We start from the raw sequence: 21,936 nt of genomic DNA, 5'->3' as shown, positions 1-21,936 counted from the left end.
CTCCTTCAGCCTTTTGTTGCCTCTGGCCTGTCGCCAAGCCGCGACAGGCCTTCAATGACAGCGCCCGAATCCGCCAGCGCGCCGAAGACGCCATCTTCGACCGTCACCATATGAAGCGCGGCCTCGTGGGCTTGTTTGTCGCCGCTGGCGCAGGCGTCGGAAATCGTCAGGCATTGAAAGTTGCGGTCGCAGGCTTCGCGCAGCGTGGTGTGGACGCAGACATCCGTCGTGCATCCGGAAAACATGAGATGCGTGATGCCTTGCGCGCGGAGCACAAGCTCGAAATCCGTATAAATGAAGGCGCTGTTGCAGGTCTTGTCGACGATGATGTCCTGCGGTGCCACGTCGATCTCCGGAACGATCTGGAACCCCGTGCCCGAGCGCAGCAGGATATCGGTGCCGTCGAGACCGGAGCGCTTGCGGCGCCATTTTTCGTAAGGCGTCATATCGGCCATGTCGGCCCTATAGCCCTGCCTGGTATGGATGACCCTGACGCCGGCCTTGCGCGCGGCCGCGATCAGCCGGCTCACCGTCGGCAGGATCGCCCTCAGAGGCGACGGGTCATAGCCCTGCCTGGCGAAGTAGCCCGTCGTCGACAGGAAATCCTGCTGCAGGTCGATGACGATCAGCGCGGTGTTTTCGGCCACCAGCCTGCCGTCAAAGGGAAAGTCGAAGGGCGTTGCCTTGATCATCCGGGCGCTCCCTGCTTTGGCCGCTACCATAGTGGATCAACGCGATGACACCAGATGCTGGGCGTCGTGCAGGCGTCGATAGATTCCGCCGGCACGGATCAGTTCGCTGTGCGACCCCTGCTCGACGACGCCCGACTCCGAGACGACGACGATGCGGTCGGCGCCGCGGATCGTTGCCAGCCGGTGTGCGATGACCAGCGTGGTTCGGCCCTCGGCAAGTTCGGCCAGCGACTTCTGGATTTCGCGCTCGGTCTCGGTGTCGAGCGCCGACGTCGCCTCGTCGAGGATCAGGATCGGCGGGTTCTTCAAGAACATACGGGCAATCGCCAGCCGCTGCTTCTGGCCGCCGGACAGTTTTACGCCGCGCTCGCCGATGATCGTGTCGTAACCGGCCGGCAGGCCTGATATCATGCCGTCGAGCTGCGCCCGCCGCGCGGCATCGGCGATGGCGCCGTCGGAGGCGCCGAGACGGCCATAGGCAATGTTTTCGCGGATCGAGCCGCCGAACAGGAAGACATCCTGTTGGACGATGCCGATCTGGCCGCGCAGCGAAGCGAGCGTCATGTCCCTGATATCGATGCCGTCGATGCTGATCCGCCCGGCGCTGACTTCGTAGAACCGCGGCAGCAGCGAGCATATGGTGGTCTTGCCGGCACCTGACGGCCCGACGAAGGCGATGGTTTCGCCGGCGCGGATGGTGAGATCGATATCCTTCAGCACCGGCTTGCCGTCGCCGTAGCCGAAGCTCACACCGCGATATTCGATGGAGCCCTTGAGGCCGCTGGCGGTAACGGCACCGGGCCGGTCGGCGATGTCGGGTTCGGTGTCGAGCAACTCTGTGTAGCGGCGGAAGCCGGCAATGCCTTTTGGATAGGTCTCGATCACCGAATTGATCTTCTCGATCGGCCGCACGAAGACGCCGACCAAAAGCAGGAAGCCGACGAAGCCGCCATTGCTCAGGCCTCCCGTGATGACGAGGTAGCTGCCGGCAATCATGACCACGAGCTGGATCAGCCTTATGCCCATGTAGTTCAGCGAATTGCTGGCCGACATGATGCGGTAGGCGTCGAGCTTGGTCTGGCGGTAGCGCTGGTTGTCATGCGCGAACAGCGTGCGCTCATGCTCCTCGTTGGCGAAGGCCTGGACGACGCGCATGCCGCCGACATTCTCCTCGATGCGGACGTTGAAATCGCCGACACGCCGGTAGAGCGCCTGCCAGTTGCGCTCCATGCGGTCGCCGTAGCGCATCGTCACCCAGGCGATCAGAGGCACGATCACCGCCGTGATCAGCGCCAGATGCATGTTGACCGTGAACATCAGCACGAAGGCGCCGGCGAACGTCATGATGGCGATGAACAGGTCCTCGGGGCCATGATGCGCGATCTCGCCGATCTCCTCGAGATCCTTGGTGACGCGACCGACGAGATGGCCGGTCTTGTGGTTGTCGTAGAAGCGGAACGACAGTTTCTGCAGATGATCGAAGCTCTTGCGCCGCATCTCGGTCTCGATGTTGATGCCAAGCATGTGGCCCCAATAGGTGACGACCGCCATCAGCACCGTGTTGAGCAGATAGATTACCAGCAGCCCAGCCGAGGCGATGATGATCAGCGTCCAGTCCTGCCGTGGCAGGAGCTGGTCGACGAAGGTGCGGACCGCCATGGGAAAGCCGAGTTCGAGCAGGCCGGCCAGCACCGCGCAGGAGAAGTCGAGCGCGAACAGCCCCTTCCAGGGCGCGTAATAGGACAGGAAACGTCTGATCATCGAGGTGAACCGCAAGCTGTCTTGATGGACGCGGCGAGGGCACCGGCCGCCATCGATGGGCGCTGCCTACAATCGGCAGGGTAGGGCCGGCAATATGCCAGGGCCGACTTCATTGCCTGCTTTTCCACATCAGCGCCATGAAATAGGGGCCGCCGACGAAGGCGGCGATGAGCCCGGCCGGCACCTGCCAGGGAAAGATCAGCGTCCGGCCTGCCCAGTCGGCGGCAACGAGGATCAGCCCGCCTGTCATGGCCGAGGCCAGAAGCTGCGGCACGGCACGGCGGAAGCCGAGCATGCGCGCGAGATGCGGCGCCATCAGGCCGACGAAGCTCAGCGGGCCGATGACCAATGTCGCGGTTGCGGTGGCCAGCGCGGTAAGTGCCAGCAGAATGGCGCGAACCCGTCCAAGCCGCAGGCCAAGGCCACGCGCGGCAGTTTCGCCGAGCGGCACTATATCGAGCCAGCGCGCCGTCAGCGGCGCCAGCGCGAGGACGGCGACCGCGACCGCAGCGGCAGTGAAGGCATCATTGGGCGTTGCGCGATAGGTCGATCCCGATAGCCAGGCGAGCAGGAAGCCCGTGCGCGGATCGCCGCTGGCCAGAAGCAGCGCGGCGAAGGCCGACGCGACCGTCGCCACGGCGACGCCGGCAAGCAGCAGCCGCGCCGGCGACAGTGCATTGCGCCGCCCGACCAGTACGACGATCGTCAGCGCCAGCAAGGCGCCCGCGAGTGCGGCGCCGAGCATTGCCGCGCGGTCGAAGCCGTCGCTGAGCAACAGCAGCGCCAGCACGCCGAAAGAGGCGCCGCCGGAAATGCCGAGCACTTCGGGTGCTGCCATCGGGTTGCCGGTCATGCGCTGCATCAGCGTGCCAGCGACCGCGAGCAGGACGCCCGCCGACAGGGCGACGACGACGCGAGGCGCGCGCAGGGCAAGCAGCTCGGTCAAATCCTCGGATGCGATCCAGTGCCAGCCGCCTGCACCACGGCCAAAGCCCATTGCGACGACAACCGCGAGGATGAGCGCCAGCAGGCCGGCGATCAACGGCAGGCCGTTTGTCGGCAGGCGTACGGACGACATCATGTCGGCCTGCCTTTCGGGGGTGGTTCGCATTCGCGGCAACAGGAACAGCAGCAGCGGCGCGCCGAGCAAAGCGGTCGCGGCGCCGGCGGGGATTTCGCCGGCGAACGGCAGATGCTGCACCAGACGGTCGGTGAGCCAGAGCAGGGCGCCGCCGACCAGCGGCGACCAGACCAGGCGGCGGCCAAGCGTGCGCGCTCCGGCCAGCCGCGCCAGCGCCGGGGCAGCGAGCGCCACGAACCCGATGACGCCGACCTCGGCGACGACCAACGCGCCAAGCGAGACGGCGACAGCCATGCCGGCAAGGCGGATGACGGCCGGGCGGGTGCCGAGCGATGCCGCGCCGTCGTCGCTGAGATCGAGCAGGCGTAGCGGTCGCCAGAGCAGGAACGCGGCGCAGATGCCGGCCAGCAGCCACGGCGCCAGAGCAACGACGGCCGCATCGCCATTCTGCACCAGCGAGCCGCTCTGCCAGATGAACAGCTCCTCGGTGTATTCGCGGTTGAGCGCCATCAGCAGCGCGCCGGCCGAACCGAAAGTGAGGCTGACGACGAGGCCGGCGATGATGATCGACACTGGCGAAAAGCTGCGCCCGCGCGCCAGTGCGAAAACGGCTGATGTGGCGAGAGCGCCGCCAGCCAGCGCCACCCCTTCACGGCCGCCTTCCAGCAGCCATGGTGCGTAGAGGGTGGCGGCCGCCAAAGCGAGGCTTGCTCCGGCATTGGTGCCGATCGTGGTCGGCTCGGCCAGCGGGTTGCGCAGCACATGCTGCATGACCACACCGGCGAGACCGAGCGCCGCGCCGGCCAGCACGCTGACGGCGACACGTGGCAGGAAAGCATAGCGATACAGCAACTGCACTGGATCGGATGTGTCGGGGGCGGTGAGCGCCTGCCACCACAGGTGCGTCGGCAGAACATGGATGAGATCGAAGACGGTCAGCATCAGCGCCAGACCCGCGGGCACGGCAACCAGCAGGATGAGCGCGCCGATGCCGTCGCGCTGTCGCGGCAGGGACATTGCCTGAGCGATCATGCCGCTGCCATGAATTCGGCGAAACGCCCGGCGGCAGTGAGACCGCCGAACGGCCAGACCGGCGGAATGGTCCGCACCTGGCCGTTCCGGACGCAGGGCAGGTTGGCCCAGAGCGAGTTGCGGGCGATCCTGATCCTGACGTGCGGCGGGATCGGATCGAGCGAGATCAGTTGCGCCTCGCCGACGGCGACCAGTTCCTCGATGCCGACCGTCGAAAAACCCCATTCATTGGTGGCGCCGGTCCAGGCGTTGACGAGGCCGAGTCGGTCGAGGACGTCCTGCAGCAGGCTGCCGGCGCCGTAGACGCGGACATGGCGATCGTCGAACATGCTGACGACGCAGACCGGTTTTTGCACCGCCCGCTCCAGCCTGGCACGCGCTTGGGCGATAGAGGCTTCGATGCGCCCGACAAGGTTTTCTGCTTCCGTCCCACGGCCAAGCATGTTGCCAAGCTGCAGCGTCACCTGCTGCGCCTGCGCGTAAGGTGGAGCCTTGCCGCTGTAGAACGGCACATTGAAGGTCGGCGCCAATCTGGTGAAGCTGTTCTCGTCCAAGCCATAGCCATAGGCGCCGACGATCAGGTCGGGCCGCAATTCCCGAAGCAGTTCGAGATTGGGCTCGCTGCGCGACCCCAGGTCGATGGTGGCCTGCGGCAGCGCCGGGCCCTGGACCCAGTCGCCATAACCCCTGGTGTCGCCGACGGCGAGCGGCGACAGGCCGAGCGAGACCACCAGTTCGGCCGATGTCCATTCCAGGCAGACGACGCGGGCAGGTGCCGCGCGTGCCGTGCCGCCCGGCAAAGCGAGACCGGTCGCGGCGAGGCCGGCAAGGTACTGGCGCCGTGTCAGCGCCGCCATTTTGGGCCGGCCCGCCACATTGCTTCTACCATGTGTATTTCACCGAACCGTTGATCCTGCGGCCCTCGCCGTAGAAGCAGCCGAAGCCCGAGGAGAAGCAGGAGGCGACGTAGCGTTTGTCGAACAGATTGCTGGCATTGAGGCTGAGCGTGGCGTTCTGCCAGGCGTAATGCACCGCCGCGTCGGCGAGCACGACCGACGGAACCTTGAAGCTGTTGGCGTCGTCGCCATAGGTCGAGCCGACATAACGGACACCGGCGCCCAGGCCGAGACCTTCGAGCTTGCCGCTCATGAAGGTGTAATTGGCCCAAAGCGATGCGGAATGGGCCGGCACGCCGAAGGGCGTGTTGCCCTCGTTGCTGACCCAGACGCCGTTGACGTCTTCGACAGCGGTCGCCCTGGTGATCTTCGTGTCGAGATAGGTGTAGGCCGCTCTCAGGTCGAAGCCGGAATCGAGGCTGGCAACGGCCTCGAGTTCCACGCCGCGCGAACGGATCTCACCGGTCTGGAACAGATCGTTGGGCGAGCCCTCATTACCGGAACGCACGACATTCTGTCGGGTCAGGTCGAAAACCGATGCCGTAATGAAGGAATTCCAGCCGGTCGGCTGGTACTTCAGCCCGATCTCGTACTGCCTGCCGGTCTCGGGCACGAACAGATTGCCGTCGCTGTCGGCGCCGGCCACCGGCTGGAACGATTCGGAGTAGCTGACATAGGGCGCAAGCCCGTTGTCGGCGAGATAGACGAGCCCCGCCCGGCTGGTGAAGGCGTTGTCCTTCTGCTCGGGAATGTAGCCGCCGGCCAGATTGTCGTAGACCTTGGCGTCCGACCAATCCTGGCGGCCGCCAAGGGTCAGCCGCCAGTTGCCGAACTTGACCTGGTCCTGGGCATAGAGACCGACCTGCTGCTGGGTGGTGTCGGTATCGGTGTAGGGCGTCAGATCGGTGATCGGGTACCCGTAAACCGGATCGAAGATGTTGAAACCGTCCTCGACGGTCCCTTCCGAGGCATAGTCGCGGTAAGTGTAGCGTTTGTAGTCGAGGCCGACGAGCAGCGTGTGGGCAAGCGGCCCGGTGCCGAAATCGGCTTGTGCCTGGTTGTCGATGGTGACGCCGCTGAGTTTGGTGCCGCCGGCATCTGCGTAACGGTAGTAGTCGCCGCTTGAAGGTTCCAGGCCGTTCGAGTCCGTCAGTCCGCCACCAAAGACGCCCTCCTCGGTGTGAGTGAGGTGGACGTAGCGGGCATGCTGTCGCACCTGCCAGGTTTCGTTGAAACGGTGATCGAATTCGTAGCCGATCGAGGCCTGGTCGGTGTCGTAGGAATCGAAGCCGGGTTCGCCGACGAACATGCTGTTCGGCAGGTACTTGCCGTCCTTGCCCGGTATGACCGTGCCGTAGGCAGGCAGGTACTGCATCGCCCATCCCGAGCGGTCGCGCTGATAGTTGGCGAGGATGGTCAGGCTGGTGTCGGCATCGGGCTGCCAGGTGATCGCCGGCGCGATGAAGATGCGATCGTCCTTGACGAAATCGGTCTGCGTGTCGCCCATGTGAGCGGCACCGGTGAGGCGAAACAGCAGCGACTTGTCGGCGTTCACGGCACCGCTGAAATCGAACTTGCCTTCATAGCGATTGAAGCTGCCGCCACCGAGTTCGATCTCGCGCAGGTTTTCCTCGGTCGGCCGCTTGCTGACATAGTTGATGATGCCGCCGGGGCTAGCCTGGCCGTAGAGCACCGACGCTGGTCCGCGCAGCACCTCGTAGCGTTCCGCGCCATAGGAATCGAGTGCGGTGAACAGGGTGAAATTGCTCTCCTTAAGCTGCAGCCCGTCCCTGTAGAAGACGCCGTTGGCGTTCGAAATGCCGCGCAACTGCAGGCCGAGGCCGCGATTGTCGGTGCCGTAGAGATCGCCGGTGGCGCCGGGCGTGTAGCGCAGAACGCCGCCGAGGTTGTCGATCGCCTGTGCTTCCATCTGGTCCTTGGTGATCACCGATATCGACTGGGGCGTCTCGATCAGCGGCGTGTCGGTCTTGGTGCCGGTGGAGCCCTTGGTGGCCACGTAGCCCTTGACCGGCCCGAAGGCGCTTTCGACACGTTCCTGGACGTTGATCGGGTCCAGGGTGGTGGTGACCGTCTCCTGGGCCAGTGCATGGCCGCAGCCAAGCAGGGCCGGCACCGACACCGCTGCGATCAGCAGGCGCTTTCGCGCCATCCGGTCCTGCCAAATCAGTCCACGTCCCGAGATCATCCTGCGCCCCCTTTTCCAAATTTCATGTCGATATTGCCGGTCGCGACGATTTGTTGATCGTTGCAGTCATCTTCAATGTTGACTAGTAAGGTCATGTTTCATAGTCAACCGGGCATGAGCCGTCGAAAGCCGGAATCTGGAAATGCGGGCGGCCGCACTGGAGAAAAGCCATGAGCATGGCTGGAATTGATGCCCAGACTGCCTTCCATATCGACGCGGTGCGCTTTGCCGTCGGCGAGCGGACGCTGCTCGGTCCGGTCTCGCTCGAACTGGAGCGCTCGCGCGTCTATGGGCTGATCGGCCACAATGGTTCGGGCAAGTCGACGCTGATCAAGCTCATGGCGCGCCAGCAGCCGGCGAGTTCAGGCGCCATCACTTTCGCCAAGCGTCCGCTGCCGCAATGGGGCGCCCGCGAATTTGCCCGCGCGCTTGCCTATCTGCCGCAGACGACGCCGGCGGCGACCGGCCTGACCGTGCGCGAACTGGCGACGTTGGGACGCTATCCCTGGCACGGCGCGCTTGGCCGTTTCCGCGCGCAGGACAGGCAGCATGTCGAGGAGGCGCTGGCCCTGACCGACATGGAAGGTTTTGCCGACCGGCTGGTGGACGAATTGTCGGGCGGCGAGCGCCAGCGCGCCTGGCTCGCCATGCTGGTGGCGCAGAACGCCGGCGTCATGCTGCTCGACGAGCCGATCTCGGCACTCGACATCGCCCATCAGGTCGAGGTGCTCGGGCTGGTCAAGGAACTCAGCCGCAAACGCGACCTATGTGTCGTCGTCGTGCTGCACGATCCCAACATGGCGGCGCGCTACTGCGACGAACTGATCGCGCTCAAGGACGGCAAGCTGCTGACGCGCGGCACACCCGGCGAGATCATGCGCAGCGATGTTCTGAAAGGCATTTTCGGCGTGGAGATGGGCGTGTTCGCGCACCCCGTCACCGGCCAGCCCGTCGGCTATGTGCAGTGACGAGATCTGGTGCGGCGGCGGGAAATAGAAGGCGGCTGGCCGCTGTGAGAACAAGGAAGAAGCTGTTGTCGAGAAGTGGTTTGTTGGCGGCGTTGGTCGCATCCGTCATCCTGTCGGCCGGCAGCGCGATGGCCCAGGAGCAACCCGCCGGTGCCGCGCCGGCGATTGATGCCCCCACCCCGGCTGCTCCCACGGCCCCAGCGCCGATGGCGCCGGCGCCCGCCGCACCGGCAGTCGCTCCGCCGGCCACGATGGCGCCTTCGCAGCCGGGCACCCAGCCGAACACGGCCGCGCCAGCCGAGGCCGGACCTTCGACGGCGATGGAATTGACCTTGCCGCATGACCTGTCGCCATGGGGCATGTTCATGGCGGCCGATATCGTCGTCAAGGCGGTGATGATCGGGCTGGCCTTTGCCTCCCTCGTCACCTGGACGATATGGCTGGCCAAGTCGCTGGAGCTTTTCGGCGGCAAGCTGCGCATCCGTCGCGCCGTGCGGGCGATCGGCAAGGCCGCCACGCTGAAGCAGGCCAGCAGTACCCTCGACCGCAGCGGCGGCCCGGGCGCGCTGCTGGTGCGGGCGGCCGAGGAGGAGACCGCACTCTCAGCCGGCGCCCTCGATCATGTCTCAGGCGATGGCCTCAAGGAACGGGTTACGTCGCGCCTGTCGCGCATCGAGGCGGCGGCGGCGCGGCGCATGTCACGCGGCACCGGCGTGCTGGCGACGATCGGCTCGACCGCGCCCTTCGTCGGCCTGTTCGGCACGGTCTGGGGCATCATGAACGCCTTCATCGGCATCTCGCAGGCGCAGACCACCAATCTCGCCGTGGTCGCGCCGGGCATCGCCGAAGCGCTGCTGGCCACCGCGATGGGCCTGGTCGCGGCCATACCGGCCGTCGTCATCTATAACGTCTTCGCCCGCTCGATAGCCGGCTATCGGCAGATCCTCGCCGATGCCTCGGCAGGGGTCGAACGACTGGTCAGCCGCGACCTCGACTTCCGCACCGTCGCGCCGGCCGCGCCACTGGCAGCGGAGTAGCGCCATGGGAAGCAGAATCCGACAGACCATGGATGACGATCTCGAGGAAAGCCACGAGATCAACGTCACCCCGTTCATCGATGTCATCCTGGTGCTGTTGATTATCTTCATGGTCGCGGCACCGCTGGCCACGGTGGATGTCAATGTCGACCTGCCGGGTTCGACCGCAACGCCCGCGCCGAGGCCCGAGACACCGCTGTTCCTGACGCTGAAGGACGATCTGACGCTGGCGATCGGCAATGACGGCGTGCCACGCCCGGCTTTCGCCGCGACGCTGGACGCCAAGACCAAGGGCGACAAGCAGACGCGCATCTTCCTGCGCGCCGACAAGGCGGTCGCCTATGGCGACCTGATGGAGACGATGAACCTGTTGCGCGGCGCCGGCTATCTGAAGATCGCGCTGGTCGGCCTGGAGACGGCTCCCGCGTCCAATGCCCCCGCGCCCACAGCCACCGGTGCGGCGGCGCCATGACGCAAGCGGTCGCCGTGCCCTCGGTCCAGATGTCGCGCTTCGGCTGGCGCGACCTTGGCTTGTGGGCCGGTGCTGCCGCGCTGGTCCTCGGAGCCCATGTCGCGGTCGCCTATGCAGTGCAGAATCTCACCATGGTCACCGAAGCGGACGGCGGTCCGCCACCGGCCCAGGTGATCGAGATGGCGCCGATGGTGGTGATGCCGGCCGTACAAGAACAGGTCGCCGCGCTGGACGCGGTGACGCCAGATCAGACCGAACCGACACCGACGACCGAGCCGACACCTGAAGAACCGGTCGAAAAGGCGGAGCCGGTTGTCGAGCCGCCGGAAGCGGTCGCGCCCGACGAGGCCGAACCCAACCGGACCGAAACGACTGAAGAGGCCGATCAGCCGCCGCCGGATGAGGTCATCCCGGATGTTGTCGAGGCTGTCACGCCAGACGTCGTCATTCCCTTGCCGCAGCCGAAACCGGTCGAAATTGTCAAAGACAAGAAACCGGTCGAGGCCAAGGCGAAAAAACCTGTCGAGAAGCCCAAGCCGCGGCTTAAGAAGGAGAAGGCGGCTCCGCCGAAGACGGCAACCGTCGCCAGCGCCGACGCACGGCCCGCGGCCAGGACCGCCGCGCCGAAAGCAGCGGAATCGACGTCGCGCTCCGGCGACTCCAGCAAATGGGACTCCCGTCTGGGTGCCTGGATCAAGCGGCACACGCGCTATCCCAGTTCTGCCAAGGCCCGAGGCGTGGAAGGCAGGCCGTATGTCGCCTTCACGGTCGACTCGTCCGGCCGGGTCCTGTCTGCCAGGCTCTCTCGTTCCTCCGGGGATGCGGATCTGGACCGTGCGGCGCTCGCCGTGCTGCAAGGCGCCACGGTGCCGGCACCGCCGCCGGAACTCGGTTCGCGTCTGAGCCGTACAGCGCCGTTCGTGTTCAGCCTGCGCAACTAGGACCGAATTTGGTCTAAGCGGCCTGTCAGTAGGCCAGCGACAGGCTCAGGGCCTCGACCTGTTCGAGATAGAAACGGCATTTCGTGCGCAACAGCCCGAGGCTCGGGTCATCGGCTCCGTTGATTTCGATGGTCTGCATCATGAAGTCGAAATGGGCGTGGAAGGCGTCCACTGTACCCCAGAGACTGTCGGCCTGGCAGCTGTCGGCAATCGCCATCGAGACGAGTTGGCGGGCCTCGATCTGCGCGGCGACAGGCGATGGCGGCCGCCTGACGATCAAGACGTCGAGCCGGCTGAAAATGCTTTCCCTGGCATCGACGCTTCTGATGTTGGCTATCATGTTCATGTGCAGGTCCCCTTGGCATTCCAGACGCGCAATAGGTTCCGGTCTGAAATTGAAAAACTGGTGAGCAGAGCATTTTCAGCGGCGCCAATGAGCGCGTGGCGTTTTGGCGGGCGACATGCATCAAGCTAGCGCGACCGGATGCCGGTCCTGCGGGCAGGATGCAATCAGGGCCGGGATGGCGGTTGCATCGGAGGGATGGCCCCTGATGATGTTGGCGACCTCGGCATCTGCCTGCTCGAACCAGTAGACCATGTCGGCGCGGTGCAGGTCCGTCGCGGCTTTCTTCAGCAGCGGCAGCAGGCTTTGCAATGCGCACAGCGTCTCCCAGCGGTTTGGCCGCGAGGTCGAGCCGGCCACCGCGCATGCTGACGATTGCATCTCGTTAGGCTCTCCGTGGCTGGGCGGCGCGATTGTCTTTTGCCTGCGCCTTGGGGTGCAGCGGGTTGCCGCTGAGCTGCGCGTGCCTGGCTGGCCGTGCGCCGCGAAGAACGTCGAAGGCCTCTGCATAGGCCATGCCCAGCAGATAGGAGATCATCGGAAAACGGCTTGCTTCGGCCATTTGCACGAGCTCATTGGTCATCGACGAAATATATTGAAGACTATCGATTTCCGACTGGCGTAAGGATTGATTTGGCACGTGCTGCTCCTGTCTCTGGTTATACCCTGGGAACGCGTTACTGGCCGAATACACATTGTTGGTCGACTAATTGATGGATTGGCCCGCGGTGGAGGGATCTCTTTCCGGGGTCGAGAGGGTCAAGGCATAGATCGGTGCGTCGGTGAGGCTGTCGAGACCAAGCAGCCGCTTGATCGCGGAATGACTGAGCGCGGCTGTCGGGCAGGCCGACAGGCCATGATTGGTCGCCGCCAGCATGATGTTCTGGCCGATATGGCCGGCCTCGATCAGCACGACACGATAGGCGTTGGCGTCCTCATATTTCCACATCGTGCGGTCGAGCCTGGCGCAAAGCAGGATCAGGCACGGCATGGCGTCAGCCCACTCCTGTCCGCCGACCAGTTCGGAGATCTTCGGCAGATGGTTCGCGGAAATCCTGCCAAGGTCGTGGTCGGCGGCGGAATAGTGATAGACACCGGGTTCGAGGCCATCGACGCCGAGCGCGACCACATAGGCCTCATAGGGATTTCGCGCGCCGCCGGAAGGGGTCATGCCAAGCGGCAGGGTGCCGACGCAATTGGCGGTCTCACCGATGATGCCGAGCCCTGCGAACAGGCAATCGGAAAGCTGTTTGGCCGTGATGGTGGGCTGAGCCGCCGTGCGGTTGGTGCGGCGCCGCGCCATCAAGCCAAGAAGTTCGTTGTCTTCCAGTGCATTCGGCAGCTGGATGGCGCCGGCGGAATTCTTGAGCAGGAGGTCCGGCTGCGGCGTATGGCCGGCGCGTTCCATCTGCCGCTCTTCCGCTTGCTCGATGGTCATGTATTCGCTGTCCTGGACGCAGAAATGCATCAGCGCCGTCGGAAGCCCCCAACTCCATTGTCCTGAAAACTGTTCCTCCTGCTCGGCGAGAGGCGATCCGGCGGTGACCAGGGCGGAAAAATCGAGCAACCGGGGAACGACAGCTTTCAGCTCGGACTTCGACCAGCCATGGGCGCGGGCAATGTCCGCCGTCGATGCCCATTTGTCCCACGATGCGAGAAGGCCGACCATATCAGGGCTGCATTCAAATACGCTTCTGGTCAGGAAGTTGCATGCCGTGACCTTGTTCGGGCCAGGGTAGAAAACAAGCGTTTTCGAAGAGCGCATTTTCATGAAGCTGGATGCCATCTGCGGAGCCGAAGCGCCGACAAGCGAACCGCTCGTCGGCGCAGAACGGCTTCAGCGCTTGTTGTAGTGCATGCCCTGCGAAAAGAAGACGGTCTGCGTGCCGGCGGCAATCGTCAGCTTCGGAGTATTGGTCACTTTCTTGGCCATTTTTATCCCTTTCCTGACCCCAATCTGGGATCCGTTGAAGGACCCCCGGAACGGGATCCGCGCGAAGAAAGGTAAGGTCGGAAGAGTTAATGGTTTGTTAAAATTATAGTAAAACCACGAGTCGAAGGCGGATGCGTGGATTATCTTTCTTGGTACCAAAGTGTAAAATATCGATTTTATTCAGATACAGAGTAGACAATCGTTGGCGTACGCTTTATCGGCGTACGCTTATTCTTAATTGGCGTAAGACACGGCGATCCGAGGGATTAGCCCAACCCGTCCCGGGTGAGGCTGACAACCAGTTGGTCGACGCCCGGATCGTCGAGACTGATGACATGCGCCATGCTGATGGCATCCCTTGCGTGGATGTTGGCAATGTCGCGCCGCATGATGACGGACACGAATGCCGGGCCGGCCTCCGTCAGAAGCATGGCCTTGCCCATCAGCACCGGTTCGGAGATGGGAGCCCATTGCACGGAGATCAGCGACGGCTCTCCGGTCTGGCGGCGATTGATGCCGCTGAAATAAATCCAGTTCAGCCGCGAGATCGCCACGCCATAGTGATTGCCGCGCGCTCGTGCCCAGGTCGATCCCCGGCGCTCCGACCACCCGGTGACCCGTCGAAAGGTGACCAATTCGGCTTCGCGCCGCACGAAGGTCACCGAGCGCACCAGGAGGTCGAGGCGGCCCGGGATCGAGAAATAGGTGAAATAGGTGCCGCCCGCGATCGAAGGGCTGGGAGGGCGGATCATCTGGTTGAACAGGCTCTCGGACACCGGCGGCAGGCCGCGCATCACTGGCTCGGGTGTGCCGGGATCCTGGTACAGTTCCGCCTCGTCGATGCGAAAGTAGTCGCATATCAGCTTGGCTGTGGCCTTGTTGGGAACGGTCTGCCCTTGCAGGTAGCGTTCGAACTGGGTGCGATTGATGTGCAGCTCACGGCATACCGCGCTTACGGAGGCATGGTCCTTGCACAGCCGTCTAAGGTTTGCAGCGAGATTCTCGCGAATTGACACGTCTTTGCTTCCGCAGGCGGATTTTTCATTTCGACTCGAAATCCATATAGCGTCTCCGGTCGCCCCCGCCGAAACGCCTTGGCCACAACGCACAGAAAAAACTGATTTGGTAACGTCAATTTAGTGGGGCGGTTTGCAAAAAAAACGGAAACAATCGACGAGCGCTTCCGCCATAAGTCCAATTGACAAAAGTCTTGCCGGAGATTGCGAAAACAGGCGGCGCGGCGCGCGGCCTTTTAGGCGCGCCGGCACGGCAAATGCCAGCCGTGGAGGCCAGCCCGGACGAGCGTCGCGGACTGCATATGGCGCGGAGAGCGAGGAATTAATCCGCTGGTGGAGCTGAGGAGGATCGAACTCCTGACCTCGTCATTGCGAACGACGCGCTCTCCCAGCTGAGCTACAGCCCCGTCCAGCGGATGGGCGCATTTATCGGGCGCCGCGGTTTCCTGTCAAGGCGGAGGTTTGCCGAAATCCAGTGGCCTGGCAGCCGTACCGGCGCACCGTGGCAGGCGGCCCTTGCCGGTTTCGCGTGCAATGGCTACATGTCGGCAACAATTGGAGACCGGCATGCTCGCCCTCATTCAGACAATCGTCATGGCGCTCGACCTCTACTGGTGGATCATCATCGCATCGGCGATCTTTTCCTGGCTTTACGCCTTCAACGTCGTCAACTCGCGCAATCAGTTCGTCGGTTCCATCGGCAACATGCTCTATCGGCTGACCGAACCGGCGTTGCGGCCGATCCGCCGTTTCATGCCGGACCTTGGCGGCATCGACATCTCGCCGATCATCCTGCTTTTGATCCTGTTCTTCCTGCGGCAGTTCATATTGACCAGTGTGGCGCCTCTGGTCCTGTGAGGCCGATGATCGTATGAGCGCGCCGTTTCGCCTGCGCGATGATGGCGTCGAGCTGTTTGTCCGGCTGACGCCGAAGGCTGCGCTGGACAGGCTCGAAGGCATCGAGACCACGGCGGACGAGCGAAGCCATCTGAAAGCGCGCGTCAGCGCCGTGCCGGAAAACGGCGCCGCCAATCATGCGCTCGAAAAGCTGATTGCCAAGGCGATTGGCGTGCCGGGGTCCGCCGTCTCGGTTGTCGCCGGCGGCACGGCGCGGCTGAAGACCGTGCGCATTGAAGGCGATCCGGAGACGTTGGCGAAAAGCATCGAGGCGCTCGGCCATCAGGCCTGATGTCCTTGCCGGAGGGTCAATCCCCCAGCGGCAAACGCGGATCGTCAACTTTCAACGTGTTGACGCTCTGCTTGATGCGGCGCAGATTTTCCAGAACCCTTGGTCCGCGCGTCTCGGCGACCGAGGTGACGATCATGTCGACGATCGACAGCAGCGCATAGCGCGACGATGTCGGCTTGTAGATATTGCCGTCTTCCAGCGACTGGAAATGGATGACCGTGTCGGCGACCTTGGCGAGCGCGGAGTCCGGCGGGGTGATGGCGATCGTGGTGGCGCCATATTGCTGGGCGACCTGCACCGCATCGATGACCGATCGTGCATAGCCGGAGACGGAGAAGGCGATCAGCGTGGTGTCGGGGGTGGCGACGGCAGCGTACATGCGTTGCAACTGTCCGTCGATTTGCGCCAGCACGGACACGCCAAGCCTGAACAGCCGGTTCTGCATTTCGGTCGCCATCATCGACGAAATGCCACCGGAGCCGATGCACAGCACATTGCCGGAAACCGCGATGCGTGCGGCGACGGCGACCAGCGTCGTCATGTCGAGGTTTTCGCTGGCGCGCTGGATGGCCGATATCGCCGCTTCGGTGATGGCGGAAGCGATGCGCTGTTCGCGGGCATCGCGGCTCAACGGCTCCGGCGACAGATACTGGCCGCCGATGGCGATGGCTTGCGCCAGATAGAATTTGAAGTCGCGCAGGCCCTCGCAGCCGAGGTTGCGGCAGAACCGCGTCACCGTCGGCTCGCTGACACCGACGCGCGCGGCAATTTCCGAAATCGCCGCCTTGGAAACGAAGTCGAGGTCTGCCAGCACGAAGCCGGCCAGCTTGCGATCCGACTTCGTTCCGTCCTGCGACATCAGCTGCAGGCGCGTGATGATGTCGGCCGGCGTCTTCATGCTGATATTTTCATAGAGGCAGGCCCGTCGCCTTGTCGAACAGATGGATGTTGCCGGGATCGACCGAGACCGGCAGCAGGTCTCCCGGCCTGACCGGCACCCTGTCACGGAACACGGCGCGTACCGTATCAGCACCGATAGCGCCATAGACATGTGTTTCGGAGCCGGTGGGCTCAACGACATCCACCCTGATCGCCATCGCGTCGACAGCCTCGCCGATGACAAAATGCTCGGGGCGGATGCCGGCCTCCACCGCGCTGTCCGCCGGCACCTGTTTGCCGGCAAGCGCCAGCCGCCCGCCGCCGGCCGATTCGAACCAGGTTTTCTCAAGCGTCGTCTTGAGCGAACCCGAGACGAAACTCATCGACGGCGAGCCGAGGAAGGAGGCGACGAACTTGTTGGCCGGCCTGTCATAGAGCTCCAGCGGCGCCCCGACCTGCTGGATCCTGCCGCGATCCATCACGACGATGCGGTCGGCCATGGTCATAGCCTCGATCTGGTCGTGGGTGACGTAGACGATCGTCGACTTCAGCCGCTGGTGCAGCGCCTTGATCTCGACTCGCATCTGCACGCGCAATTGTGCGTCGAGATTGGACAGCGGTTCGTCAAACAGGAACACAGACGGTTCGCGCACGATGGCGCGGCCCATGGCGACGCGCTGGCGCTGGCCGCCCGACAGCTGGCGGGGATAGCGGTCGAGATAGGAGAAGAGATTGAGGACCCCCGATGCCTTCTTGACCTTCTCATCGATTACCGTGCGCGTCTCGCCGCGTATCTTCGGGCCGAAACCGATATTGTCCGATGCCTTCAGATGCGGAAACAGCGCATAGGACTGGAACACCATGGCGATGTTGCGCTGCTGCGGCGGCAGCGCGTTGGCGCGCACGCCGCCGATCAACAGATCGCCGGAAGTGATCGTCTCCAGGCCGGCGAGCATGCGCAGCAAGGTCGACTTGCCGCAGCCGGACGGGCCGACCAGGACGACGAACTCGCCGCTCTTGATATCGAGGCTGATGTTCTCGAGGATCTTGTGCTGCCCGAAGGATTTCGACAGGTCGCGGAACTCGACGTCGGTCATGCTCACGCTCCCAATATGTCGTCGATGAAGGGCAGGCAACCGGCGGTCAGTCCCGCGTCCACGGGCATCACCACGCCTGTTACTCCCGATGCGCGATCGGACGCAAGGAAAGCGACGGCTTCCGCCACTTCCGCAGCGTTGACGATGCGGCCGAGCGGATAGAGCCGCTGCAATTTGCCGAGGATTTCGGGATCCTTGGCAAGGCGGTGGTCCCAGGCGGCGGTGCGGATCGATCCGGGGCAGACGACATTGGCGCGCAGGCCGCTGCGGCCGAGCTCGACGGCGATCGCCTTGGCATAGGCGTTGATGCCGGCCTTGGCCGCGGCATAGGCGGGATTGCCGAAATGCGCGATGGCGTTGACCGAGGAGATGAAGACGACGCTGCCGGAGCCACGGCTGGCCATCGCCTTGACCAGCGGATCGGCGAAATTCATCACGCCGGTCAGGTTGAGGTCGAGTTCCTGCTCAATCCTGTCGGGGTTGAGCGCGGGGAGCGTCTCGGCGCGCGTCCAGCCGGCATTGTTGATGAGAATGTCGGGCACACCGTCCCGGTCGAGGATGGCGGCGATCGCCGTGGCTATCGACGCCTTGTCGAGAAGATCGAAGACGTGGCGGGCGGCAAAATGCGGGCTCTTCAACGCCTCGCTCGACTGGTCGCAGCCTACGACCCTGGCGCCCCTTTGCGCCATCAGCGCCACGATGGCCGTACCGAGGCCGCCGCCCGCACCCGTCACAACGACAGTCTTGCCCTCGAATTCGGCCCTGCCTTCGAGTTCCGTTTGCGAAACCACCGTGCGTCATCCTCCGGGACCTCCGACAGGTCGTATCAGGCCTAGTCCACAAAATGTAATTAAGCAACATAATAATCTGCTTGCAAGCCCTCAAATCCTCGATAATGTAGGAAAGTCACATAAATCTTCTGCTTGGGTAACGAAGAGGCGCGCAGGCGCAAAAATCAAAATGGGAGAGTTCAAATGAGTCTTGCAAAATGGACTATCGGCCTGATGGCCGGAATGAGCATGCTGGCAATTGCGGCGCAGGCGGATGCGGGCGAGGTGCGGGTCACCGTGGCCGAGTACAGCGCCAAGACTGGCCCTTATTTCGACAGCGTCAAGAAGGAATTCGAGGCGGCGAACCCCGGCATCACGGTCAAGTTCGAAGTGGTGCCGTGGGATGTGCTGCTGCAGAAGCTGACCACCGACATCACCGCCGGCACCAATGCCGATCTGTCGATCATCGGCACGCGCTGGCTGATCGACTTCGTCCAGCAGGATGTCGCCGAACCGCTCGACGGCTACATCAAGCCCGACTTCAAGGACCGCTTCATCGACACCTTCCTGTCGCCCTCGATCATGGATGGCAAGACCTACGGCCTGCCGATCGCGGCCTCGGCGCGCGCCATGTATTACAACAAGGAGCTGTTCGAGAAGGCCGGCATCGCCAAGCCACCGGCAAACTGGACCGAGTTGCAGGAAGATGCGCGCAAGATCAAGGCTCTGGGGTCGGGCACGTTCGGCTTCGGCCTGCAGGGCAAGGAGATCGAGACCGACGTCTATTACTATTATGCGATGTGGTCCTACGGCACGGAAATCCTCAACAAGGACGGCACTTCGGGCCTGAGCACGCCCGGCGCGCTTGAAGCCGCCAAGCTCTACAAGTCGATGATCGACGAAGGCCTGACCGAACCCGGCGTCACCTCCAACAACCGCGAGGACGTGCAGAACCTGTTCAAGCAGGGCAAGGTCGGCATGATGATCACCGCACCCTTCCTGTCCAACCAGATCAAGGACGAGGCGCCGAACCTGAAATACGGCGTTGCGGCCATTCCCGCCGGACCGACCGGCGCGCGCGGCACCTATGGCGTCACCGATTCCATCATCATGTTCAAGAACTCCAAGAACAAGGACGAGGCCTGGAAGCTGCTCGATTTCCTGTTCACCACGGAGCAGCGTGCCAAGTTCACACAGGGCGAAGGCTTCCTGCCGGTGAACAAGGAAGAGGCCAAGATGGACTACTACGTCAACAATGCCGATCTGGCCGCGTTCACCGCTCTGCTGCCCGACGCCCGCTTCGCGCCGGTCATCCCGGGCTGGGAAGAGGTCGCCCAGATCACGTCGGACGCCATGCAGAAGATCTATCTCGGCGGCGACCCCGAGGCAGGCCTGAAGGACGCGGCGGCCAAGGCCAATGCGGTGCTGAAGAAGTAGGGGCAGTGCTGAAGGAATAGGGCGTATCTCCCTGCGCCCGTGGCGCGCCCCAGATTCAGGCGGGGCGCGCCACATCTTGCAGCCTCGAGCAGAAAGATAGTTCGTCGATGTCAACGCCGCCCAGCCAGGCTCCTTTCCTCTCCCACCGGAGGGGGGAGAGGTGGCTCGGCGAAGCCGAGACGGAGTGGGGGAACCACCTGGCAGCCACCGCGAACGGATATAGGAAGAGCACCAGGCGCAAGCCTCGCCTTGCGCCCAAGGGGTCGACCCCCACTCCGTCGAGCTTCGCTCGACACCTCTCCCCCGATCGACGGGGGAGAGGAAAGGGGCCCTTCCGCAACTGCTGCGGAGAACGGACGAGCAGGTGAGGGCAGCGCCGACGGTTGCAAGGAATCCTGAAGCGGTGCCCTGAGAAGAACGAGGCCGGACCAAGTCAATCTGTTAAGCCAGCGAAATCCAATCTCCCCGCAACGCGGTACAAAGCCAGCCGATGCAAAATCGTTTCTTGCCCTATCTCCTGACCTTGCCCAGCCTGTTTCTGGCGGCGGTGGTCATCTTCTGGCCGGTCTGGGACCTGATCCAGATCTCGACGCATGACGTCAGCCGCTTCGGCCAGCTTCGTGACTTCAACGACTTCGCCAATTTCGCGGCACTCGCTGCCGATCCCGATTTCACGGCCGCGCTTTGGCGCACCGGCCAATGGACGGTGATGGTGGTCGGCGGCGCGCTTCTCTTGTCGATCCCGGTGGCGATGATCCTCAACACCGATTTCTATGGCCGCGGCATTGCCCGCGTCATCATCATGCTGCCCTGGGCGGTGTCGCTGACCATGACTGCGGTGGTCTGGCGCTGGGCGCTGAGCGGCGAAAGCGGCATGCTCAATTCGGCGCTGATCGGCCTCGGCCTCATCGATCACAACATCCAGTGGCTGGCGAGTGCCGAAACCGCCTTTCCGATGCAAGTGCTGATCGGCATCCTGGTGACGGTGCCGTTCACGACGACGATCTTCCTCGGCGGGCTGTCGTCGATCCCGGACGATCTCTACGAGGCGGCGGCGCTTGAAGGGGCGACGCCGCTGCAGCAGTTCCGCGAAATTACCTTTCCGCTCCTGAAACCGTTCATCAACATCGCCATCGTGCTCAACACCATCTACGTCTTCAATTCCTTCCCGATCATCTGGGTGATGACGCAGGGCGGGCCGGCCAACTCGACCGATATCCTGGTCACCCATCTCTACAAGCTGGCCTTCCGCATCGGCAAGCTGGGCGAAGCATCGGCGGTGTCGCTGGTGATGTTCGCCATCTTGCTGGTCTTCACCATGATCTATGTGCGGCTGGCGATGCGGGAGCAACGCGCATGACGAGCAAGCTCAAGCGTTCGATCATCGCCTGGCTGCTGCTGGCGCCGCTGATCGCGGTGACGCTCTTTCCCTTCGCGGTGATGTTCCTGACCGCGGTCAAGCCGAGGCAGGAAGTGCTGTCGCCGACCTGGTGGCCGAGCGAATTCCGCTGGTCGAATTTTTCCGACATGTGGGTGGCGACCGGCTTCGGCCAGGCGTTGCTCAATTCGCTCTACGTGTCTGTGATCGCCACCGTAGGCGCCATCCTGATCTCGGTTCCGGCGGCCTATGCGATGTCGCGCTTCCGCTTTGCCGGCTACGGCGCCTTGCGCCAGTTCCTGCTGATTTCGCAGATGATCTCGCCGATCGTGCTGGTGCTCGGCCTGTTCCGGCTGATGGCCGCCTGGGGCCTGGTCGAGAGCACGACGGCGCTCGGCTTCATCTACATGGCCTTCAACATCGCCTTCACGGTGTGGATGCTGCAGAGCTATTTCGACACCATCCCGCGCGATCTCGAGGAAGCCGCCTGGATGGAGGGCGCCGGCCGCTGGCTGACCTTGCGCAAGGTGTTCCTGCCGCTCTGCCTGCCGGCGATCGCGGTGACGGCGATCTTCACCTTCATCAACGCCTGGAACGAGTTCGTCGTGGCGCTCACCATGCTGCGCAGCCAGGAAAGCTACACGCTGCCGATCCAGGTGTTTTCGCTGGTCGCCGGCCGCTACACCATCGAATGGCATCACGTCATGGCCGCGACGCTGCTGGCGACCTTGCCGGTGGCCATCCTGTTCATCTGGCTGCAGCGCTACCTCGTCAGAGGCCTGGCGCTCGGGGCGGTCAAATAGCGCCT

General features: G+C 63.7%; 22 protein-coding genes and 1 tRNA gene. 9 read left to right on the top strand and 14 right to left on the bottom strand.

Features of this window, described 5'->3' with window-relative positions:
• Positions 1–5: 5 nt before the first annotated feature.
• From EN990_RS17105 to EN990_RS17085, 5 genes are all read right to left on the bottom strand, one after another.
• On the bottom strand, positions 6–692 hold the full coding sequence (locus EN990_RS17105; RefSeq protein ID WP_127369481.1) for an isochorismatase family cysteine hydrolase: 687 nt from the start codon (positions 690–692) through the stop codon (positions 6–8).
• Between the two features lie 36 nt (positions 693–728).
• On the bottom strand, positions 729–2,453 hold the full coding sequence (locus EN990_RS17100) for an ABC transporter ATP-binding protein (protein WP_027163019.1): 1,725 nt from the start codon (positions 2,451–2,453) through the stop codon (positions 729–731).
• Positions 2,454–2,562: 109 nt separating this feature from the next.
• Positions 2,563–4,566 carry a Fe(3+)-hydroxamate ABC transporter permease FhuB gene (fhuB, locus tag EN990_RS17095; protein ID WP_127388332.1) on the bottom strand — a complete coding sequence of 668 codons (2,004 nt, stop codon included), beginning with the start codon at positions 4,564–4,566 and terminating at the stop codon, positions 2,563–2,565.
• Positions 4,563–5,423 carry an ABC transporter substrate-binding protein gene (locus EN990_RS17090; protein ID WP_127368171.1) on the bottom strand — a complete coding sequence of 287 codons (861 nt, stop codon included), beginning with the start codon at positions 5,421–5,423 and terminating at the stop codon, positions 4,563–4,565. The genes fhuB and EN990_RS17090 overlap by 4 nt, the downstream gene beginning before the upstream one ends.
• Positions 5,424–5,448: 25 nt before the next feature.
• A complete protein-coding gene (locus tag EN990_RS17085) occupies positions 5,449–7,632 on the bottom strand; it encodes a TonB-dependent siderophore receptor (RefSeq protein WP_245460888.1) in 2,184 nt (727 codons plus the stop codon).
• A gap of 212 nt (positions 7,633–7,844) precedes the next feature.
• Between EN990_RS17085 and EN990_RS17080 the strand changes: the two genes are divergently transcribed.
• The 4 genes from EN990_RS17080 (at position 7,845) to EN990_RS17065 (ending at position 11,086) form a co-directional block, all read left to right on the top strand.
• Complete coding sequence (locus EN990_RS17080) at positions 7,845–8,636, top strand: ATP-binding cassette domain-containing protein (RefSeq protein WP_164753497.1); 792 nt, start codon at positions 7,845–7,847, stop codon at positions 8,634–8,636.
• A gap of 65 nt (positions 8,637–8,701) precedes the next feature.
• Positions 8,702–9,673, top strand: a complete 972-nt coding sequence (exbB, locus tag EN990_RS17075; RefSeq protein WP_127388331.1) for a tonB-system energizer ExbB — start codon at positions 8,702–8,704, stop codon at positions 9,671–9,673.
• A 4-nt stretch (positions 9,674–9,677) separates the two neighbouring features.
• On the top strand, positions 9,678–10,145 hold the full coding sequence (exbD, locus tag EN990_RS17070; RefSeq protein ID WP_127368168.1) for a TonB system transport protein ExbD: 468 nt from the start codon (positions 9,678–9,680) through the stop codon (positions 10,143–10,145).
• On the top strand, positions 10,142–11,086 hold the full coding sequence (locus tag EN990_RS17065) for an energy transducer TonB (protein WP_127368167.1): 945 nt from the start codon (positions 10,142–10,144) through the stop codon (positions 11,084–11,086). Before exbD ends, EN990_RS17065 begins: the two co-directional genes overlap by 4 nt.
• Positions 11,087–11,111: 25 nt before the next feature.
• Here EN990_RS17065 and EN990_RS17060 read toward each other — a convergent pair whose 3' ends face one another.
• The 6 genes from EN990_RS17060 to EN990_RS17030 all read right to left on the bottom strand — a co-directional run bounded on the left by EN990_RS17060 (position 11,112) and on the right by EN990_RS17030 (position 14,785).
• Positions 11,112–11,432, bottom strand: a complete 321-nt coding sequence (locus tag EN990_RS17060) for a hypothetical protein (RefSeq protein ID WP_127368166.1) — start codon at positions 11,430–11,432, stop codon at positions 11,112–11,114.
• 120 nt (positions 11,433–11,552) lie between these two features.
• Positions 11,553–11,810 (bottom strand): hypothetical protein, encoded by a 258-nt coding sequence (locus tag EN990_RS17055; protein ID WP_127368165.1) that lies wholly within the window; start codon positions 11,808–11,810, stop codon positions 11,553–11,555.
• A 4-nt stretch (positions 11,811–11,814) separates the two neighbouring features.
• Positions 11,815–11,991: a hypothetical protein gene (locus EN990_RS17050; RefSeq protein WP_224700463.1), complete on the bottom strand. Its 177-nt coding sequence runs from the start codon at positions 11,989–11,991 to the stop codon at positions 11,815–11,817.
• Positions 11,992–12,135: 144 nt separating this feature from the next.
• Entirely contained in the window at positions 12,136–13,098 is a 963-nt protein-coding gene (locus tag EN990_RS17045; RefSeq protein WP_224674654.1) for a SagB/ThcOx family dehydrogenase, read from the bottom strand.
• Positions 13,099–13,628: 530 nt separating this feature from the next.
• Positions 13,629–14,378, bottom strand: a complete 750-nt coding sequence (locus tag EN990_RS17035; RefSeq protein WP_013528976.1) for a helix-turn-helix transcriptional regulator — start codon at positions 14,376–14,378, stop codon at positions 13,629–13,631.
• A gap of 331 nt (positions 14,379–14,709) precedes the next feature.
• A tRNA-Ala gene (locus EN990_RS17030) sits at positions 14,710–14,785 on the bottom strand.
• Positions 14,786–14,945: 160 nt separating this feature from the next.
• On the opposite strand from EN990_RS17030, the gene EN990_RS17025 reads away from it, so the two are divergent.
• Together EN990_RS17025 and EN990_RS17020 are read left to right on the top strand one after the other, a co-directional pair.
• On the top strand, positions 14,946–15,236 hold the full coding sequence (locus EN990_RS17025) for a YggT family protein (protein ID WP_013528977.1): 291 nt from the start codon (positions 14,946–14,948) through the stop codon (positions 15,234–15,236).
• Between the two features lie 13 nt (positions 15,237–15,249).
• Positions 15,250–15,567, top strand: coding sequence for a DUF167 family protein (locus tag EN990_RS17020; protein ID WP_127368163.1), 318 nt, complete (start codon positions 15,250–15,252; stop codon positions 15,565–15,567).
• A 16-nt stretch (positions 15,568–15,583) separates the two neighbouring features.
• On the opposite strand, the gene EN990_RS17015 is transcribed toward EN990_RS17020, so the two are convergent.
• The 3 genes from EN990_RS17015 to EN990_RS17005 are packed head-to-tail and all read right to left on the bottom strand — an operon-like array spanning position 15,584 to position 18,334.
• Positions 15,584–16,465 carry a MurR/RpiR family transcriptional regulator gene (locus EN990_RS17015; protein WP_013528979.1) on the bottom strand — a complete coding sequence of 294 codons (882 nt, stop codon included), beginning with the start codon at positions 16,463–16,465 and terminating at the stop codon, positions 15,584–15,586.
• 10 nt (positions 16,466–16,475) lie between these two features.
• Positions 16,476–17,543: a sn-glycerol-3-phosphate ABC transporter ATP-binding protein UgpC gene (gene ugpC / locus EN990_RS17010; RefSeq protein WP_013528980.1), complete on the bottom strand. Its 1,068-nt coding sequence runs from the start codon at positions 17,541–17,543 to the stop codon at positions 16,476–16,478.
• Positions 17,544–17,545: 2 nt separating this feature from the next.
• A complete protein-coding gene (locus tag EN990_RS17005) occupies positions 17,546–18,334 on the bottom strand; it encodes an SDR family oxidoreductase (RefSeq protein WP_013528981.1) in 789 nt (262 codons plus the stop codon).
• A gap of 183 nt (positions 18,335–18,517) precedes the next feature.
• Between EN990_RS17005 and EN990_RS17000 the strand changes: the two genes are divergently transcribed.
• The 3 genes from EN990_RS17000 to EN990_RS16990 all read left to right on the top strand — a co-directional run bounded on the left by EN990_RS17000 (position 18,518) and on the right by EN990_RS16990 (position 21,931).
• A complete protein-coding gene (locus tag EN990_RS17000) occupies positions 18,518–19,750 on the top strand; it encodes a sugar ABC transporter substrate-binding protein (RefSeq protein ID WP_127368162.1) in 1,233 nt (410 codons plus the stop codon).
• Positions 19,751–20,240: 490 nt separating this feature from the next.
• A complete protein-coding gene (locus tag EN990_RS16995) occupies positions 20,241–21,110 on the top strand; it encodes a sugar ABC transporter permease (protein ID WP_024504714.1) in 870 nt (289 codons plus the stop codon).
• A complete protein-coding gene (locus tag EN990_RS16990) occupies positions 21,107–21,931 on the top strand; it encodes a carbohydrate ABC transporter permease (RefSeq protein ID WP_127384654.1) in 825 nt (274 codons plus the stop codon). The genes EN990_RS16995 and EN990_RS16990 overlap by 4 nt, the downstream gene beginning before the upstream one ends.
• Positions 21,932–21,936 lie beyond the last annotated feature (5 nt).

Source organism: Mesorhizobium sp. M7A.F.Ca.US.005.03.1.1 (assembly GCF_003997975.1).
Classification (GTDB): domain Bacteria; phylum Pseudomonadota; class Alphaproteobacteria; order Rhizobiales; family Rhizobiaceae; genus Mesorhizobium; species Mesorhizobium ciceri.
This window is presented reverse-complemented; position numbering and strand designations above follow the sequence as displayed.